Raw genomic sequence first — 16,554 nt, forward strand, 5'->3', positions numbered from 1 at the left:
TTGTTACACAATGTCAGGAAAGGTAGTACGACTATAGCTGGTTATAAATACGGTTACCGAGGGGGTAAGTTAAAGGTATGGAGTAGTGACTGCAACGGTTATGCTTATGTGGGAAACCTGGTTTACCGGGTTACGGGTAGTTCTTTTGTTTTTGAAAGCGGTCTTTTCGGTGAGGGAGTGGTGAGCGGCAGCAGTATCTGTTATCATCTGAAAGATCATCTGGGCAGTATCCGCGCAATTGTCGACGGCAGCGGCCGTTTACTGGAAGAGAACGATTATTATGCCTTCGGTCACCGGCATCCCCGCAGCGAACACGCACAGTCTTCCGCAAACCGTTTTAAATACAACGGCAAGGAATTACAGACGGTCGGTGGCCTGGGTTATCTGGACTACGGCGCCCGCATGTACGACCAATCCTTAGGGCGGTGGTTTACGACGGACCCCTTGTCTGAAAAGTATTACGGTTTGAGTCCGTATGTGTATTGTGGGAATAATCCGTTAAATATGATTGACCCGGATGGGAGAGCGGCAAGTCCGTATTATGATAGTGATGGATTTTTTTTAGGGACAGATGAGGAAGGATTTAGTGGAACAGTACGTATTGTCACAGGCCGAACAGCCGCTTCTAAGAGTAAGGAACGACTTAGTCCTCAGAATAGTAAGCCTTTGGAAAAGGTTTCTCTTTCGGCTAAATCCTATTCCCGTATATATACGGATATATTGAAACAATTGGGCTATGATGTATCACTGTTGGATGGCGGCGAGGTTGCCGTAAAAAATGGGGATGACACATATAATGATCCTTTTTCTAGTGTTGAATATGCAATAACGACATATATAGTCGGGAATAAAAATTTTCGCATATCTGTAGACCAGATGAATGACGGAGTACAACGTGATTTAAATACAGTCGAGCATATTGAAAATGTTTTGGGTGTACACGAATATACCGGACATGGAATAAGGAGATTCAGTGAAACGAAAAGAACTCATTATATGGCTTATGAATTGCAATTCAAACATGCTTCGTGGAAACATTGTACACTTTTGTTTCGGAGAGAAATGCTGTCTAGATATTATGGTATAGTAAATAAGGAGAACCCGGACCGTTATCGTCAGATGCGTCCTTTTATTTTAAAATATTGGTATAAATGAACAGATTTCTTTTTTTTATAATTTTTGGAATGCTTTTTGGTTTCCACGGATGTCGTAAGCCGGAGTCTTTGGTTGATAAGATCAATATCCGTATAGATCGAGTCTATTCGAATCAATATCCGGATAAATATTATCCATTGGGAGAGAGTTTTATGGGATTTCTTTTTTTGGATATCACCATAGAGAATCATAGTGATAGTGTTGTGCGTATTTTTATGCGTGAATATCCGGAAGATCCTAACATTCCTAGCAGGCATCCTTCCCGCTTGAACGGAGCTTATGGTATATATCAGGGTGATACGCTTGAAATGGAAGCTCATCGTATTTTAAATATTCCTCCCCATAGTTTTGAAACGCGTCAGTTTATGTATGGAAACGATTGGCTGGAGTATCTCTATAACAGGGGCAATTACTCTACGATTCCTAATTTTATGGAAACGCTTTTTCGTAACAGTCATTTTTATTTTGTTATAAATGAACGTTACGTTCGTAAATTGGAACCTTCTCCCGATTTGAATATTGATTTTCTGGGTCGTCCAAATGAAGATGGGGAATGGATACATATAGCTCCTCGTCGTAAAGGGATATTGCATGATAAACAATAGGTCATTTTTAATCTATTCCCGGCAGAATTTCTGCCGGGATTTTTTAATCTATATATTTTGGGGGTCTTTTCAAATAAATTTGAATTTTGAATATAATCTTCTACATTTGTTACACAATGTCAGGGAAGGTGGTACGATTATAGCTGGTTATGAATACAGTTACGGCGGAGTTAAGTTAAAGGTATGGGGCAGTGACGGCAACGGTTATGCTTATGTGGGGAAGTCTGGTTTACGGGTAGTTCTTTTGTTTTTGAATGCGGTCTTTTCAGTGAGGGAGTGGTGAGCGGCAGCAGTATCTGTTATCATCTGAAAGATCATCTGGGCAGCATCCGTGCGATTGTAGACGGCAACGGTCGTTTACTGGAAGAAAACGATTATTATGCCTTCGGTCACCGGTATCCCCGCAGCGAACAGGCACAGTCTTCCGCAAACCGTTTTAAATACAACGGCAAGGAATTACAGACGGTCGGCGGCCTGGGCTATCTGGACTACGGCGCCCGTATGTACGACCAGTCCTTAGGCCGGTGGTTTACGACGGACCCCTTGTCTGAAAAGTATTACGGTTTGAGTCCGTATGTATATTGTGGGAATAATCCGTTGAGATATGTTGATCCGGATGGGAGAGCGGCAAGTCCGTATTATGATAGTGATGGATTTTTTTTAGGGACAGATGAGGAAGGATTTCGTGGAACAGTACGTATTGTCACAGGCCGAACAGCCGCTTCTAAGAGTAAGGAACGACTTAGTCCTCAGAATAGTAAGCCTTTGGAAAAGGTTTCTCTTTCGGCTAAATCCTATTCCCGTATATATACGGATATATTGAAACAATTGGGCTATGATGTATCACTGTTGGATGGCGGCGAGGTTGCCGTAAAAAATGGGGATGACACATATAATGATCCTTCTTCTAGTGTTGAATATGCTATAACGACATATATAGTCGGGAATAAAAATTTTCGCATATCTGTAGACCAGATGAATGACGGAGTACAACGTGATTTAAATACAGTCGAGCATATTGAAAATGTTTTGGGTGTACACGAATATACCGGACATGGAATAAGGAGATTCAGTGAAAAGAAAAAAACTCATTATATGGCTTATGAATTGCAATTCAAACACGCTTCGTGGAAACATTGTACCCCTCTGTTTCGTGGAGGAATGTTGTCTAGATATTATGGTATAGTAAAAAAGGAGAACCCGGAACGTTATCGTCAGATGCGTCCTTTTATTTTAAAATATTGGTATAAATGAACAGATTTCTTTTTTTTATAATTTTTGGAATGCTTTTTGGTTTCCACGGATGTCGTAAGCCGGAGTCTTTGGTTGATAAGATCAATATCCGTATAGATCGAGTCTATTCGAATCAATATCCGGATAAATATTATCCATTGGGAGAGAGTTTTATGGGATTTCTTTTTTTGGATATCACCATAGAGAATCATAGTGATAGTGTTGTGCGTATTTTTATGCGTGAATATCCGGAAGATCCTAACATTCCTAGCAGGCATCCTTCCCGCTTGAACGGAGCTTATGGTATATATCAGGGTGATACGCTTGAAATGGAAGCTCATCGTATTTTAAATATTCCTCCCCATAGTTTTGAAACGCGTCAGTTTATGTATGGAAACGATTGGCTGGAGTATCTCTATAACAGGGGCAATTACTCTACGATTCCTAATTTTATGGAAACGCTTTTTCGTAACAGTCATTTTTATTTTGTTATAAATGAACGTTACGTTCGTAAATTGGAACCTTCTCCCGATTTGAATATTAATTTTCTGGGTCGTCCAAATGCAGATGGGGAATGGATACATATAGTTCCTCTTCGTAAAGGGATATTGCATGATAAGCAATAGGTCATTTTTAATCTATTCCCGGCAGAATTTCTGCCGGGATTTTTTAATCTATATATTTTGGGGGTCTTTTCAAATAAATTTGAATTGTTGAATACAATCTTTTAAATTTGTTACACAATGTCAGGGAAGGTAGTGTATAATTATGGCTGGTTATGAATATAGTTACGGCGGAATTAAGCTAAAGGTATGGGACAGTGACGGCACCGGTTATGCTTATGTGGGAAACCTGGTTTACCGGGTTACGGGTCGTTCTTTTGTTTTTGAAAGCGGTCTTTTCGGTGAGGGGGTGGTGAGTGGCAGCGGTATCTGTTATCATCTGAAAGATCATCTGGGCAGTATCCGCGCAATTGTCGACGGCAGCGGCCGTTTACTGGAAGAGAACGATTATTATGCGTTCGGTCACCGGCATCCCCGCAGCGAACACGCGCAGTCTTCCGCAAACCGCTTTAAATACAACGGCAAGGAATTACAGACGGTCGGCGGCCTGGGTTATCTGGACTACGGCGCCCGCCTGTACGACCAGTCCTTAGGGCGGTGGTTTACGACGGACCCTTTGTCTGAAAAGTATTACGGTTTGAGTCCGTATGTGTATTGTGGGAATAATCCGATAAGATACGTAGACCCCACAGGGTTAAGCCATTCGGAATTTGATGAAAATGGAAATTATTTAAGAACAACAAAAGATAATTGGTTTCATAATACATTTTTCGGGCGTACAGGGCGTATTGTGGATGGTGATGGTAATGTTACACAAAAGTTCAAATTTGCTGACCCAAAGAATGATGTACAAGACCTGAAAGATGGAAAAATAAACAGGGTTCAGTTTGTACAGGAAAGCGAGATTATCAGCATGCTGTCATGGGCAGGTGCATTTAATTCTGAAAATAAGACCGCAAATTCTGATAGCAGGTATGGATATATTTCAGAAGAAGGAAAAGGTGAAGGTAGATTTGATTTTGCTGTTACAGGAATACCAAGCAATTATTCCGATTATAATCAATCATTATTTTTAGTGGATGGCGTTGCTCATAATCGTTATAATTATGGAAATTTCTTGTTTGGAGCCGCGGGCAGGGCACTTGGACTAACTTCGTTTGAACTAAGAATGGGGGCACATTATAATAGTGTTTTCAATCCAAGTACAAATGGCTATAAGCCACAATTAGACTCTCAGGACGACCAATTTTCAATACGGATGGGTGTGCGACATGCCAATAAGCATGGCTATAAGGATATGTATTACAGAGTTACCGTAGGACCATTATCAAGACCATAAACGATTATACAATGAAAATAATGAAGATAATAATTGTCAGTATAGTAGTAATAATCGGTATTGTTTTCATATCACGACCTGTTTTATATTTATATGGCGAATGTGCAGTATATTTTCATAAAAAGGCATTTTTTGATAAATACGAGTTGGAGGATTTTTCTCAATTCAAAGGTGTTAATATTTTCAAACGTGGAGGAGATGAAAACGACCAAATTCTTGTCATGGATGTATCTTATTTTGTAAATGATACTTCAAAAACAGGATGTTATATTGTAACATTGGACAAAAAAAATTATCATGTAACGAAAGCAAAATGGACGACAGAATATCATGTCGATTCTGATACTGCAAAACTTCAACAATTAGCACAAGTGTTTATGCGATATGAAATACCTCGTTTGAATGTTGATACAGCAGGAAATGTTTTTGTTTATCTGAAAGATATTGAAACGTTGACTTTGGTTCGGTTTGCTAATGAAGATGAGTTACAGAAACGAAGTAAGGAAACTAAATGGACTAATATTAAAGGCAATTGGTACAAGCGGAAATAATAGAAATAATAAAACACAAAAGTAGTAGTAAATCAGAGTATAAACCGTCCATCAGGACATAAAACATTAAAATTATGGCCATACTGATTAAAACGGTAGAATGCTCACGACCTGATGTGGCAGGTGGCGGTGTAAAGAAATTTTATGCAAGCCCTGTGCATGATAGAGAAATAAGCCTTGATAACCTGACCAATGCTATCGAAAAGACAAGTACTGTATGCTTTCCGGTGTGGTGACGGAAAAGATCGGTTACAATGCCGCCGGACTTCCTGTGAGCCGTGACCAGGGAGACCGGCATTTTATGTTGAGTTATGATAACCATAACCGTCTGTTACAAGAGTCGTACCATTACGGCAGCGGAAGCAGTATTGTACTGGCGGAGCGTCGTTACGACAGTTATCCCCCGGTGAATGGATTGGGGTTTGTGGCTGCTACAGGCTATGCTTCGGCTTATGACAGTCGTGTAGTGGGTTTACAGACGTATGAAAAAGAGCGGATATTGGCCGGTAACAGAGTCTCGGAACCGGGGCTTTCGGGACGTTATATCGAGCGTTGTTTTTATTACGATAGTAAAGGACGTTTGATACAGCGTGTTGAACAAAACCATTTGGGCGGAGTGAGCCGTTATCATTATGCCTATGATTTTGTGGGTAATGTAACCTCGGAATGTGAAACTCATACCGTCGGAGGTGTTACCACAAATTTGGAGAAGGTCAATAACTATGACCATGTAAGTCGTTTGCTTGGCTGCAAGGTATACCTGAACGGCGTATATAAAGGCAAGGTGGATTATGAATACGACGCATTGGGTCGATTGTCTGTCCGCCGTTACGGTAGCGAAGCGGAACAGTTGTATACGTTTTCTTATGACGGAGCCGGCCGATTTACCGGAGGTAACCATTACGAAAACGGTGTTTTGGTAAATAAATATGTGGAGCGGGGGATCGGTTATGATAAAAACGGCAATATATTATCATTGAAGCGTTACAGCAACGGTGTTCTGGTAGACAATCTGGTCTATAGCTACAACGGTAACAGCTTGTCCGGTCTGACGGAATCGGCCGTGGTCGCTTCGGGCGATATTTACGAGCGTAAGAATGTATCCGGCGGCAGCTATGACTACGACATTTATGGTAACCTGTCAAAAGACAGTCGAAAAAATTTGAATTGTTGAATACAATCTTTTAAATTTGTTACACAATGTCAGGAAAGGTAGTACGACTATAGCTGGTTATAAATACGGTTACCGAGGGGGTAAGTTAAAGGTATGGAGTAGTGACTGCAACGGTTATGCTTATGTGGGAAACCTGGTTTACCGGGTTACGGGTAGTTCTTTTGTTTTTGAAAGCGGTCTTTTCGGAGAGGGAGTGGTGAGCAGCAACAGTATCTGTTATCATCTGAAAGATCATTAGGCCGGTGGTTTACGACGGACCCTTTGTCTGAAAAGTATTACGGTTTGAGTCCGTATGTGTATTGTGGGAATAATCTGTTGAGGTATGTTGATCCGGATGGGAAAGAGTGGAAAGAAAAGAAAGATGAGGAAATTGCCAAACAGTTACAGCAACAAATTGCCAGCCGTGATAAATCTTTGGCAAAGCAAGAAACAAGCATAAATGCTAAAATTGAGAAAATAGAAAATAACACAAAGTTAAGTGTTGAAAAGAAAACTCAACGAATAGCAAAACAGCAAGGCAAGTTAGAAAATATACAATTCCAAAGAACGCTTTTATCCAATTTAGACAATGGCATAACACAGTTAGGTAATTCCAAAACTTCCTATACGTTTAATACCGTGGAAGCGGGAACTACTGCTACTTTATCATCTATGAGTGATGGAACTATCATTATAAATAATTACGGAATGACAGGAAACAGAGCGCATGAAACAACTCATGCTATTCAACACGATAACGGAAAAATAACATTTAATCCATTAGGTACGAATAATGCGCTAATGCAAAATCCAATGGGATTAGAGATACAAGCGTATGCAACAGAATACTCAATTACAAATGGTGTTGTTCCTTCTTCTGATGTAAAACACCCGCGTACGGTATTTGGTATTAACCTTCAGTGGTTATATGGATTAAAAGACCGCAACACAGGTATTTATATTTATCGACCTGAAAATTATAAATGACATGAAATTATTTTTTAAATTTATTTTGCTTTGTTGGGGTGGAACTGTGCTTTTTTCGTGTCAAACCCAACATAATATAACAGGAAAATATACGCTTGTTCAACAAGGAAAATATCCGAAGATAAACCCTGTTACTTTGTATATAACTTTGAATAATGATAGTTCATTTGGCTATCATTATAGGGGTGGTTTTCACGGTGAGATTTCTTCGGGGATTTGGTCTGTTAGTCAAAAAAGAAACAATATAGTTTTGAGTAGTTATATTAAAAATATGCAAGATATTCCTATGATTATAACTGAAACAGAAAATGATAAGTGCGCATCTTCTATATTTGTATTCAATAATCCTTTGAAGTCAGACACATTAACAAATTGGATTTTGAATATCAATGGAATAGATTACTCAATGAATAAAGATACTCTTTTATTTGTTGAAAAGTTTGTTGTAGATAGTTTTTATATACGCGGTTTTCAATCTGTAAAAGATAACGCTTGGATGGTCCCTATTCCACTACAAGATACAATACAAAGTGAAACGTATTATGTGAAATACACAAATAGCAACGTGTATCGTATTGCTTTTCAGACATTTGTTAATGATGATATTTTTCATTACAAACCGATACAAGACCGTTTTCCGTTAAAAAATAATACAATTTTGTTTAATGGAATAAAATTAAGAAAGAAAAAATAAAATAAACAGTCCCGCGAAATGAACTGCGCCTCAAAAGTTAGACATGAAACTTTTGGAGTGCAGTTCATTTTTTTATTGTTAGACAGCCTCTTTTTTATCTACATATTTTTCCTATCCTTTTCAAATAAATTTGAATTGTTGAATACAATATTTTAAATTTGTTACATAATGCCAGGGAAGGTAGTACGATTATGGCCGGTTATGAATACGGTTACGGAGGGGGTAAGTTAAAGGTATCGGGCAGTGACGGCAGCGGTTATGCTTATGTGGGAAACCTGGTTTACCGGGTTACGGGTAGTTCTTTTGTTTTTGAAAGCGGTCTTTTCGGTGAGGGAGTGGTGAGCGGCAGCAGTATCTGTTATCATCTGAAAGATCATCTGGGCAGTATCCGCGCAATTGTCGACGGCAGCGGCCGTTTACTGGAAGAGAACGATTATTATGCCTTCGGTCACCGGCATCCCCGCAGCGAACACGCCCAGTCTTCGGCAAACCGTTTTAAATACAACGGCAAGGAATTACAGACGGTCGGTGGCCTGGGTTATCTGGACTACGGCGCCCGCCTGTACGACCAGTCCTTAGGGCGGTGGTTTACGACGGACCCCTTGTCTGAAAAGTATTACGGTTTGAGTCCGTATGTATATTGTGGGAATAATCCGTTAAATATGATTGATCCGGATGGTAGAATTAAAAAAGCAACTTCTAATTGGTAGGTAGGTTATGGAGAATCTTAAAATAAATAAAGTCTTTGGAATTATAGCAACAGGAATAAGTACATTATTATTGTTCAAGTCCTTTTATTTGCTTTACTGCTATAAATTTACAAATTTATTGTTCCTTTTTATGTATCCCAATTGGATATTGTTGATAAATGCTGTGTTTGGAACTATTGGGATTTACATATCAATACTTCTATGCAAAGAGAGAATTAGATTTAGATTATTTCTGATTTTGATATTATTGATATGGCTTCTTGCTTTTGGAAGTTATGTTTTTCCGATAATATTTTAATCAGTTAAAGCCCCGCACTTGCGGGGTTTTTCTTTTTTTGGGGCTTTTTTCTTTGTGTGGTCGAATCATGGAAAATTCACTCTCAGCTGCTCCCCCCTAAATTCACTTTAAAGTGAATTTAAGGAGCTGGTTTGAGTGGATTTTCTAATCAGGACATAAAACATCAAAATTATGGCAATACTGATTAAAACGGTAGGATGCTCACGACCTGATGTGGCAGGTGGCGGTGTAAAGAAATTTTATGCAAGCCCTGTGCATGATAGAGAAATAAGCCTCGATAACCTGACCAAAGCTATCGAAAAGACAAGTACCGTATGCTTCCCGGTGTGGTGACGGAAAAGATCGGTTATAATGCCGCTGGACTTCCTGTGAGCCGTGACCAGGGAGACCGGCATTTTATGCTGAGTTATGATAACCATAACCGTCTGTTACAAGAGTCGTACCGTTACGGCAGCGGAAGCAGTATTGTACTGGCGGAGCGTTGTTACGACAGTTATCCCCCGGTGAATGGATTGGGGTTTGTGGCTGCTACAGGCTATGCTTCGGCTTATGACAGTCGTGTGGTGGGTTTACAGACGTATGAGAAAGAGCGGATACTGGCCGGTAACAGAGTCTCGGAACCGGGGCTTTCGGGACGTTATATCGAGCGTTGTTTTTATTACGATAGTAAAGGACGTTTGATACAGCGTGTTGAGCAAAACCATTTGGGCGGAGTGAGCCGTTATCATTATGCCTATGATTTTGTGGGTAATGTAACCTCGGAATGTGAAACTCATACCGTCGGAGGTGTTACCACAAATTTGGAGAAAGTCAATAACTATGACCATGTAAGTCGTTTGCTTTGTTGTAAGGTATACCTGAATGGTGTATATAAAGGCAAGGTGGATTATGAATACGACGCATTGGGTCGATTGTCTGTCCGCCGTTACGGGGAGAATGCGGTGACGGAAACCCTGTCGTACGATATACGCGGGCGTTTGACGGAACAGGGTTCTTCTTTTTTCCGTTTGGGATTGCGGTATGAGAATGCACAGAAAGGGCCGGGACTTTATGGGGGAGATATTTCGGAATGGAGTTGCCGTTACGGTAGCAAAGCGGAACAGTTGTATACGTTTTCTTATGACGGAGCCGGCCGATTTACCGGAGGTAACCATTACGAAAACGGTGTTTTGGTAAATAAATATGTGGAGCAGGGGATCGGTTATGATAAAAACGGCAATATATTATCATTGAAGCGTTACAGCAACGGTGTTCTGGTAGACAATCTGGTCTATAGCTACAACGGTAACAGCTTGTCCGGTCTGACGGAATCGGCCGTGGTCGCTTCGGGCGATATTTACGAGCGTAAGAATGTATCCGGCGGCAGCTATGACTACGACATTTATGGTAACCTGTCAAAAGACAGTCGAAAAAATTTGAATTGTTGAATACAATCTTTTAAATTTGTTACACAATGTCAGGAAAGGTAGTACGACTATAGCTGGTTATAAATACGGTTACCGAGGGGGTAAGTTAAAGGTATGGAGTAGTGACTGCAACGGTTATGCTTATGTGGGAAACCTGGTTTACCGGGTTACGGGTAGTTCTTTTGTTTTTGAAAGCGGTCTTTTCGGTGAGGGAGTGGTGAGCGGCAGCAGTATCTGTTATCATCTGAAAGATCATCTGGGCAGTATCCGCGCAATTGTCGACGGCAGCGGCCGTTTACTGGAAGAGAACGATTATTATGCCTTCGGTCATCGGCATCCCCGCAGCGAACAGGCACAGTCTTCCGCAAACCGTTTTAAATACAACGGCAAGGAATTACAGACGGTCGGCGGCCTGGGTTATCTGGACTACGGCGCCCGCATGTACGACCAATCCTTAGGGCGGTGGTTTACGACGGACCCCTTGTCTGAAAAGTATTACGGTTTGAGTCCGTATGTGTATTGTGGGAATAATCCGTTGAGGTATGTTGATCCGGATGGGCGAGACGTTTGGGAGGTTAACAATGAAGGACGGATAATAAACCGCATAAAAGACAAAACGCAAGACGCTTTTTATATGGTTGTTAAAGATGCAGATGGCAATTATCAACGCACATTTACAACTGATGCTGAAGGCAATAAAAATTATAATAGCATTAATTTTGAATATGGAACTGTGGAATCTCAAAGGTCTATATCTTTTTCTCCTGATGGAAAAACAACAGATACTTACGATGTATATAGAATAAGAGGAGATGGCAATGGAACAAAACTGTTTGAATTTATGTCTAATAATGTATCTGGAAGTGGAACAGGTGTAGAAATTAGCCAAGCGATGACTGGAGTTGCAGAAGATAAAGGATTGAACTTTATTACAACAGGGCATATGAAGGCAACAGAACCAGGCATGACTTATTTACTTCGCGGACAACTGTTACATGGATATACAATTAGAGAATTAAACCATAGCCACCCATATACTCCAAAGCCAAGTAAAAGCGACAATGGATTTGCTTCACAAATTACTAATATTATGAAGCAACGAAATGTTCCTGCTCCTACTTTTAATCTCTATTATGTTCCTGGCAAACAAAAAATACCATTTGGTAAATAATATCAGATCTATGAAAATGAGTTTTTTAATAATATTATCAGTTTTATTTATGTTTTCAACAAAAGGCCAGCAACTTGGCAAAGAAACGTGGACAGAAATTACTCACGAAGTTAAACAGCTTGTATTATCAAACGAAAAGGTTCAATACGAATTAGAAAGTTTGTTATTTAACATAAATCAGGATACAGTTTTAAATATTTTTAGGGAATATAAATATTTTCATTTGAACGTAAAAAATGATACTGCTTGTCAAAAGCTTGAATTTTGGTTAAGCAATTATCCTTATAAATCTGAAGGTCTTATTGGCTTTTTTATTTTGAAAGGATATTTTGTTTTTGTCCACGATGAATTACCCGATTTTCTTGAATCAACAGAACACAAGAAAAAATTTTCTTACATCGAACACAAATTAGGCGATCTTGTTATGATGGAAGATGATACTGGTTGTTGGGTTATTGAATATAAGAATCGTCAATTTAGATTATTGCATTATCCTGCTAAACAATAAAAACGCAAAACAGAATTAGCAATTAACCAGAGTATAAACCGTCCATCAGGACATAAAACATCAAAATTATGGCAATACTGATAAAACAGTAGAATGCTCACGACCTGATGTGGCAGGTGGCGGTGTAAAGAAATTTTATGCAAGCCCTGTGCATGATAGAGAAATAAGCCTTGATAACCTGACCAAAGCTATCGAAAAGACAAGTACCGTATGCTTCCCGGTGTGGTGACGGAAAAGATCGGTTACAATGCCGCCGGACTTCCTGTCAGCCGTGACCAGGGAGACCGGCATTTTATGTTGAGTTATGATAACCATAACCGCTTGCTACAGGAGTCGTACCATTACGGCAGCGGAAGCAGTATTGTACTGGCGGAGCGTTGTTACGACAGTTATCCCCCCGTGAATGGATTGGGGTTTGTGGTTGCTACAGGCTATGCTTCGGCTTATGACAGTCGTGTGGTGGGTTTACAGACGTATGAGAAAGAGCGGATACTGGCCGGTAACAGAGTCTCGGAACCGGGGCTTTCGGGACGTTATGTCAAGCGTTGTTTTTATTACGATAGTAAAGGACGTTTGATACAGCGTGTTGAGCAAAACCATTTGGGCGGAGTGAGCCGTTATCATTATGCCTATGATTTTGTGGGTAATGTAACCTCGGAATGTGAAACTCATACCGTCGGAGGTGTTACCACAAGTTTGGAGAAGGTCAATAACTATGACCATGTAAGTCGTTTGCTTTGTTGTAAGGTATACCTGAATGGTGTATATAAAGGCAAGGTGGATTATGAATACGACGCATTGGGTCGATTGTCTGTCCGCCGTTACGGGGAGAATGCGGCGACGGAACCCCTGTCGTACGATATACGCGGGCGTTTGACGGAACAGGGTTCTTCTTTTTTCCGTTTGGGATTGCGGTATGAGAATGCACAGAAAGGGCCGGGACTTTATGGGGGAGATATTTCGGAATGGAGTTGCCGTTACGGTAGCAAAGCGGAACAGTTGTATACGTTTTCTTATGACGGAGCCGGCCGATTTACCGGAGGTAACCATTACGAAAACGGTGTTTTGGTAGACAATCTGGCCTATAGCTACAACGGTAACAGCTTGTCCGGTCTGACGGAATCGGCCGTGGTCGCTTCGGGCGATATTTACGAGCGTAAGAATATATCCGGCGGCAGCTATGACTACGACATTTATGGTAACCTGTCAAAAGACAGTCGAAAAAATTTGAATTGTTGAATACAATCTTTTAAATTTGTTACACAATGTCAGGAAAGGTAGTACGACTATAGCTGGTTATAAATACGGTTACCGAGGGGGTAAGTTAAAGGTATGGAGTAGTGACTGCAACGGTTATGCTTATGTGGGGAAGTCTGGTTTACGGGTAGTTCTTTTGTTTTTGAAAGCGGTCTTTTCGGTGAGGGAGTGGTGAGCGGCAGCGGTATCTGTTATCCTCTGAAAGATCATTTGGGCAGTATCCGTGCGATTATAGACGGCAACGGCCGTTTACTGGAAGAGAACGATTATTATGCCTTCGGTCACCGGTATCCCCGCAGCGAACAGGCACAGTCTTCCGCAAACCGTTTTAAATACAACGGCAAGGAATTACAGACGGTCGGCGGCCTGGGTTATCTGGACTACGGCGCCCGCATGTACGACCAGTCCTTAGGCCGGTGGTTTACGACGGACCCCTTGTCTGAAAAGTATTACGGTTTGAGTCCGTATGTATATTGTGGGAATAATCCGTTGAGGTATGTTGATCCGGATGGGAAAGAGTGGAAAGAAAAGAAAGATGAGGAAATTGCCAAACAGTTACAGCAACAAATTGCCAGCCGTGATAAATCTTTGGCAAAGCAAGAAACAAGCATAAATGCTAAAATTGAGAAAATAGAAAATAACACAAAGTTAAGTGTTGAAAAGAAAACTCAACGAATAGCAAAACAGCAAGGCAAGTTAGAAAATATACAATTCCAAAGAACGCTTTTATCCAATTTAGACAATGGCATAACACAGTTAGGTAATTCCAAAACTTCCTATACGTTTAATACCGTGGAAGCGGGAACTACTGCTACTTTATCATCTATGAGTGATGGAACTATCATTATAAATAATTACGGAATGACAGGAAACAGAGCGCATGAAACAACTCATGCTATTCAACACGATAACGGAAAAATAACATTTAATCCATTAGGTACGAATAATGCGCTAATGCAAAATCCAATGGGATTAGAGATACAAGCGTATGCAACAGAATACTCAATTACAAATGGTGTTGTTCCTTCTTCTGATGTAAAACACCCGCGTACGGTATTTGGTATTAACCTTCAGTGGTTATATGGATTAAAAGACCGCAACACAGGTATTTATATTTATCGACCTGAAAATTATAAATGACATGAAATTATTTTTTAAATTTATTTTGCTTTGTTGGGGTGGAACTGTGCTTTTTTCGTGTCAAACCCAACATAATATAACAGGAAAATATACGCTTGTTCAACAAGGAAAATATCCGAAGATAAACCCTGTTACTTTGTATATAACTTTGAATAATGATAGTTCATTTGGCTATCATTATAGGGGTGGTTTTCACGGTGAGATTTCTTCGGGGGTTTGGTCAGTTAGTCAAAAAAGAAACAATATAGTTTTGAGTAGTTATATTAAAAATATGCAAGATATTCCTATGATTATAACTGAAACAGAAAATGATAAGTGCGCATCTTCTATATTTGTATTCAATAATCTTTTGAAGTCAGACATATTAACAAATTGGATTTTGAATATCAATGGAATAGATTACTCAATGAATAAAGATACTCTTTTATTTGTTGAAAAGTTTGTTGTAGATAGTTTTTATATACGCGGTTTTCAATCTGTAAAAGATAACGCTTGGATGGTCCCTATTCCACTACAAGATACAATACAAAGTGAAACGTATTATGTGAAATACACAAATAGCAACGTGTATCGTATTGCTTTTCAGACATTTGTTAATGATGATATTTTTCATTACAAACCGATACAAGACCGTTTTCCGTTAAAAAATAATACAATTTTGTTTAATGGAATAAAATTAAGAAAGAAAAAATAAAATAAACAGTCCCGCGAAATGAACTGCACTCCAAAAGTTTCGTGTCTAACTTTTGAGGCGCAGTTCATTTTTTTATTGTTAGACAGCCTCTTTTTTATCTACATATTTTTCCTATCCTTTTCAAATAAATTTGAATTGTTGAATACAATATTTTAAATTTGTTACATAATGCCAGGGAAGGTAGTACGATTATGGCCGGTTATGAATACGGTTACGGCGGAGGTAAGTTAAAGGTATCGGGCGGGGACGGCAGCGGTTATGTTTATGTGGGAAGTCTGGTGTACCGGGTTATGGGTAGTTCTTATCTGGCTTATGAATTGCAATTCAAACACGCTTTGTGGAAACATTGTACACTTTTGTTTCGGGGAGAAATGTTGTTTAGATATTATGGTATAGTAAAAGAGGAGAACCCGGACCGTTATCGTCAGATGCGTCCTTTTATTTTAAAATATTGGTATAAATGAACAGATTTCTTTTTTTTATAATTTTTGGAATGCTTTTTGGTTTCCACGGATGTCGTAAGCCGGAGTCTTTGGTTGATAAGATCAATATCCGTATAGATCAAGTCTATTCGAATCAATATCCGGATAAATATTATCCATTGGGAGAGAGTTTTATGGGATTTCTTTTTTTGGATATCACCATAGAGAATCATAGTGATAGTGTTGTGCGTATATTTATGCGGGACTATCCGGAACTTCCTAGCAGGCATCCTTCCCGCTTGAACGGAGCTTATGGTATATATCAGGGTGATACGCTTGAAATGGAAGCTCATCGTATTTTAAATATTCCTCCCCATAGTTTTGAAACGCGTCAGTTTATGTATGGAAACGATTGGCTGGAGTATCTTTATAACAGAGGTAATTACTCTACGATTCCTAATTTTATGGAAACGCTTTTTCGTAACAGTCATTTTTATTTTGTTATAAATGAACGTTATATTCGTAAATTGGAACCTTCTCCCGATTTGAATATTGATTTTCTGGGTCGTCCAAATGAAGATGGGGAATGGATACTTATAGGTCCTCTTCGTAAAGGGATATTGCATGATAAGTAATAGGTCATTTTTAATCTATTCCCGGCAAAATTT

Annotated in this window: 23 protein-coding genes; all 23 read left to right on the forward strand. The window is 39.6% G+C overall.

The features are described 5' to 3' along the window. The 23 genes from BN8908_RS04235 to BN8908_RS04335 all read left to right on the forward strand — a co-directional run bounded on the left by BN8908_RS04235 (position 1) and on the right by BN8908_RS04335 (position 16,521). Entirely contained in the window at positions 1 to 1,155 is a 1,155-nt protein-coding gene (locus BN8908_RS04235; RefSeq protein WP_068689322.1) for an RHS repeat domain-containing protein, read from the forward strand. Further along, positions 1,152 to 1,760, forward strand: a complete 609-nt coding sequence (locus tag BN8908_RS04240) for a hypothetical protein (protein WP_068689324.1) — start codon at positions 1,152 to 1,154, stop codon at positions 1,758 to 1,760. Before BN8908_RS04235 ends, BN8908_RS04240 begins: the two co-directional genes overlap by 4 nt. 106 nt (positions 1,761 to 1,866) lie before the next feature. Next, entirely contained in the window at positions 1,867 to 2,043 is a 177-nt protein-coding gene (locus tag BN8908_RS18425) for a hypothetical protein (RefSeq protein ID WP_154670127.1), read from the forward strand. Then, positions 2,040 to 3,014 carry an RHS repeat domain-containing protein gene (locus BN8908_RS04250; protein ID WP_068689326.1) on the forward strand — a complete coding sequence of 325 codons (975 nt, stop codon included), beginning with the start codon at positions 2,040 to 2,042 and terminating at the stop codon, positions 3,012 to 3,014. Before BN8908_RS18425 ends, BN8908_RS04250 begins: the two co-directional genes overlap by 4 nt. Then, positions 3,011 to 3,619, forward strand: a complete 609-nt coding sequence (locus tag BN8908_RS04255; RefSeq protein ID WP_021987698.1) for a hypothetical protein — start codon at positions 3,011 to 3,013, stop codon at positions 3,617 to 3,619. Before BN8908_RS04250 ends, BN8908_RS04255 begins: the two co-directional genes overlap by 4 nt. Before the next feature lie 142 nt (positions 3,620 to 3,761). Beyond that, positions 3,762 to 4,895 carry an RHS repeat-associated core domain-containing protein gene (locus tag BN8908_RS04260; RefSeq protein WP_068689328.1) on the forward strand — a complete coding sequence of 378 codons (1,134 nt, stop codon included), beginning with the start codon at positions 3,762 to 3,764 and terminating at the stop codon, positions 4,893 to 4,895. Positions 4,896 to 4,906: 11 nt separating this feature from the next. Then, entirely contained in the window at positions 4,907 to 5,446 is a 540-nt protein-coding gene (locus BN8908_RS04265) for a hypothetical protein (protein ID WP_068689330.1), read from the forward strand. A 74-nt stretch (positions 5,447 to 5,520) separates the two neighbouring features. Next, positions 5,521 to 5,682: an HU family DNA-binding protein gene (locus BN8908_RS18430; protein ID WP_154670130.1), complete on the forward strand. Its 162-nt coding sequence runs from the start codon at positions 5,521 to 5,523 to the stop codon at positions 5,680 to 5,682. Continuing rightward, positions 5,664 to 6,620, forward strand: coding sequence for a hypothetical protein (locus tag BN8908_RS04270; protein ID WP_068689332.1), 957 nt, complete (start codon positions 5,664 to 5,666; stop codon positions 6,618 to 6,620). Before BN8908_RS18430 ends, BN8908_RS04270 begins: the two co-directional genes overlap by 19 nt. A gap of 16 nt (positions 6,621 to 6,636) precedes the next feature. After that, a complete protein-coding gene (locus BN8908_RS04275; protein WP_068689334.1) occupies positions 6,637 to 6,858 on the forward strand; it encodes a hypothetical protein in 222 nt (73 codons plus the stop codon). Positions 6,859 to 6,902: 44 nt separating this feature from the next. Beyond that, complete coding sequence (locus BN8908_RS04280; RefSeq protein ID WP_148453185.1) at positions 6,903 to 7,586, forward strand: RHS repeat-associated core domain-containing protein; 684 nt, start codon at positions 6,903 to 6,905, stop codon at positions 7,584 to 7,586. Position 7,587: 1 nt separating this feature from the next. Continuing rightward, positions 7,588 to 8,280, forward strand: coding sequence for a hypothetical protein (locus tag BN8908_RS04285; protein WP_068689338.1), 693 nt, complete (start codon positions 7,588 to 7,590; stop codon positions 8,278 to 8,280). A gap of 158 nt (positions 8,281 to 8,438) precedes the next feature. After that, positions 8,439 to 8,990, forward strand: coding sequence for an RHS repeat domain-containing protein (locus BN8908_RS04290; RefSeq protein ID WP_148453187.1), 552 nt, complete (start codon positions 8,439 to 8,441; stop codon positions 8,988 to 8,990). 469 nt (positions 8,991 to 9,459) lie between these two features. Beyond that, entirely contained in the window at positions 9,460 to 9,621 is a 162-nt protein-coding gene (locus BN8908_RS18435; RefSeq protein ID WP_154670131.1) for an HU family DNA-binding protein, read from the forward strand. Next, the gene (locus BN8908_RS04300; protein ID WP_068689345.1) at positions 9,603 to 10,715 is read left to right on the forward strand and encodes a hypothetical protein; all 1,113 of its coding nucleotides are present in this window, start codon (positions 9,603 to 9,605) and stop codon (positions 10,713 to 10,715) included. Before BN8908_RS18435 ends, BN8908_RS04300 begins: the two co-directional genes overlap by 19 nt. Positions 10,716 to 10,731: 16 nt before the next feature. Further along, a complete protein-coding gene (locus tag BN8908_RS04305) occupies positions 10,732 to 11,865 on the forward strand; it encodes an RHS repeat-associated core domain-containing protein (RefSeq protein ID WP_068689347.1) in 1,134 nt (377 codons plus the stop codon). A 10-nt stretch (positions 11,866 to 11,875) separates the two neighbouring features. Beyond that, a complete protein-coding gene (locus BN8908_RS04310; RefSeq protein WP_021986994.1) occupies positions 11,876 to 12,373 on the forward strand; it encodes a hypothetical protein in 498 nt (165 codons plus the stop codon). A gap of 210 nt (positions 12,374 to 12,583) precedes the next feature. Then, positions 12,584 to 13,612, forward strand: coding sequence for a hypothetical protein (locus BN8908_RS04315; protein ID WP_068689351.1), 1,029 nt, complete (start codon positions 12,584 to 12,586; stop codon positions 13,610 to 13,612). Between the two features lie 16 nt (positions 13,613 to 13,628). After that, positions 13,629 to 13,805, forward strand: a complete 177-nt coding sequence (locus BN8908_RS18440; protein ID WP_154670132.1) for a hypothetical protein — start codon at positions 13,629 to 13,631, stop codon at positions 13,803 to 13,805. Then, the gene (locus BN8908_RS04320) at positions 13,799 to 14,770 is read left to right on the forward strand and encodes an RHS repeat domain-containing protein (protein ID WP_068689353.1); all 972 of its coding nucleotides are present in this window, start codon (positions 13,799 to 13,801) and stop codon (positions 14,768 to 14,770) included. The genes BN8908_RS18440 and BN8908_RS04320 overlap by 7 nt, the downstream gene beginning before the upstream one ends. Position 14,771: 1 nt before the next feature. Next, a complete protein-coding gene (locus BN8908_RS04325; protein ID WP_068689355.1) occupies positions 14,772 to 15,464 on the forward strand; it encodes a hypothetical protein in 693 nt (230 codons plus the stop codon). A 158-nt stretch (positions 15,465 to 15,622) separates the two neighbouring features. After that, positions 15,623 to 15,928 carry a hypothetical protein gene (locus BN8908_RS04330; protein ID WP_148453190.1) on the forward strand — a complete coding sequence of 102 codons (306 nt, stop codon included), beginning with the start codon at positions 15,623 to 15,625 and terminating at the stop codon, positions 15,926 to 15,928. After that, positions 15,925 to 16,521: a hypothetical protein gene (locus tag BN8908_RS04335; RefSeq protein ID WP_068689359.1), complete on the forward strand. Its 597-nt coding sequence runs from the start codon at positions 15,925 to 15,927 to the stop codon at positions 16,519 to 16,521. Before BN8908_RS04330 ends, BN8908_RS04335 begins: the two co-directional genes overlap by 4 nt. Positions 16,522 to 16,554: the final 33 nt, after the last annotated feature.

The organism is Culturomica massiliensis (genome assembly GCF_900091655.1).
GTDB lineage: Bacteria > Bacteroidota > Bacteroidia > Bacteroidales > Marinifilaceae > Culturomica > Culturomica massiliensis.

What these genes read in the sequence shown, in the direction of transcription:
- BN8908_RS04240 (WP_068689324.1), top strand. Translation starts at nt 1,152, where the DNA reads ATGAACAGATTTCTTTTTTTTATAATTTTTGGAATGCTTTTTGGTTTC.
- BN8908_RS04255 (WP_021987698.1), top strand. Translation starts at nt 3,011, where the DNA reads ATGAACAGATTTCTTTTTTTTATAATTTTTGGAATGCTTTTTGGTTTC.
- BN8908_RS04260 (WP_068689328.1), top strand. Translation starts at nt 3,762, where the DNA reads ATGGCTGGTTATGAATATAGTTACGGCGGAATTAAGCTAAAGGTATGG.
- BN8908_RS04265 (WP_068689330.1), top strand. Translation starts at nt 4,907, where the DNA reads ATGAAAATAATGAAGATAATAATTGTCAGTATAGTAGTAATAATCGGT.
- BN8908_RS18430 (WP_154670130.1), top strand. Translation starts at nt 5,521, where the DNA reads ATGGCCATACTGATTAAAACGGTAGAATGCTCACGACCTGATGTGGCA.
- BN8908_RS04270 (WP_068689332.1), top strand. Translation starts at nt 5,664, where the DNA reads ATGCTTTCCGGTGTGGTGACGGAAAAGATCGGTTACAATGCCGCCGGA.
- BN8908_RS04285 (WP_068689338.1), top strand. Translation starts at nt 7,588, where the DNA reads ATGAAATTATTTTTTAAATTTATTTTGCTTTGTTGGGGTGGAACTGTG.
- BN8908_RS18435 (WP_154670131.1), top strand. Translation starts at nt 9,460, where the DNA reads ATGGCAATACTGATTAAAACGGTAGGATGCTCACGACCTGATGTGGCA.
- BN8908_RS04300 (WP_068689345.1), top strand. Translation starts at nt 9,603, where the DNA reads ATGCTTCCCGGTGTGGTGACGGAAAAGATCGGTTATAATGCCGCTGGA.
- BN8908_RS04310 (WP_021986994.1), top strand. Translation starts at nt 11,876, where the DNA reads ATGAAAATGAGTTTTTTAATAATATTATCAGTTTTATTTATGTTTTCA.
- BN8908_RS04315 (WP_068689351.1), top strand. Translation starts at nt 12,584, where the DNA reads ATGCTTCCCGGTGTGGTGACGGAAAAGATCGGTTACAATGCCGCCGGA.
- BN8908_RS04325 (WP_068689355.1), top strand. Translation starts at nt 14,772, where the DNA reads ATGAAATTATTTTTTAAATTTATTTTGCTTTGTTGGGGTGGAACTGTG.
- BN8908_RS04335 (WP_068689359.1), top strand. Translation starts at nt 15,925, where the DNA reads ATGAACAGATTTCTTTTTTTTATAATTTTTGGAATGCTTTTTGGTTTC.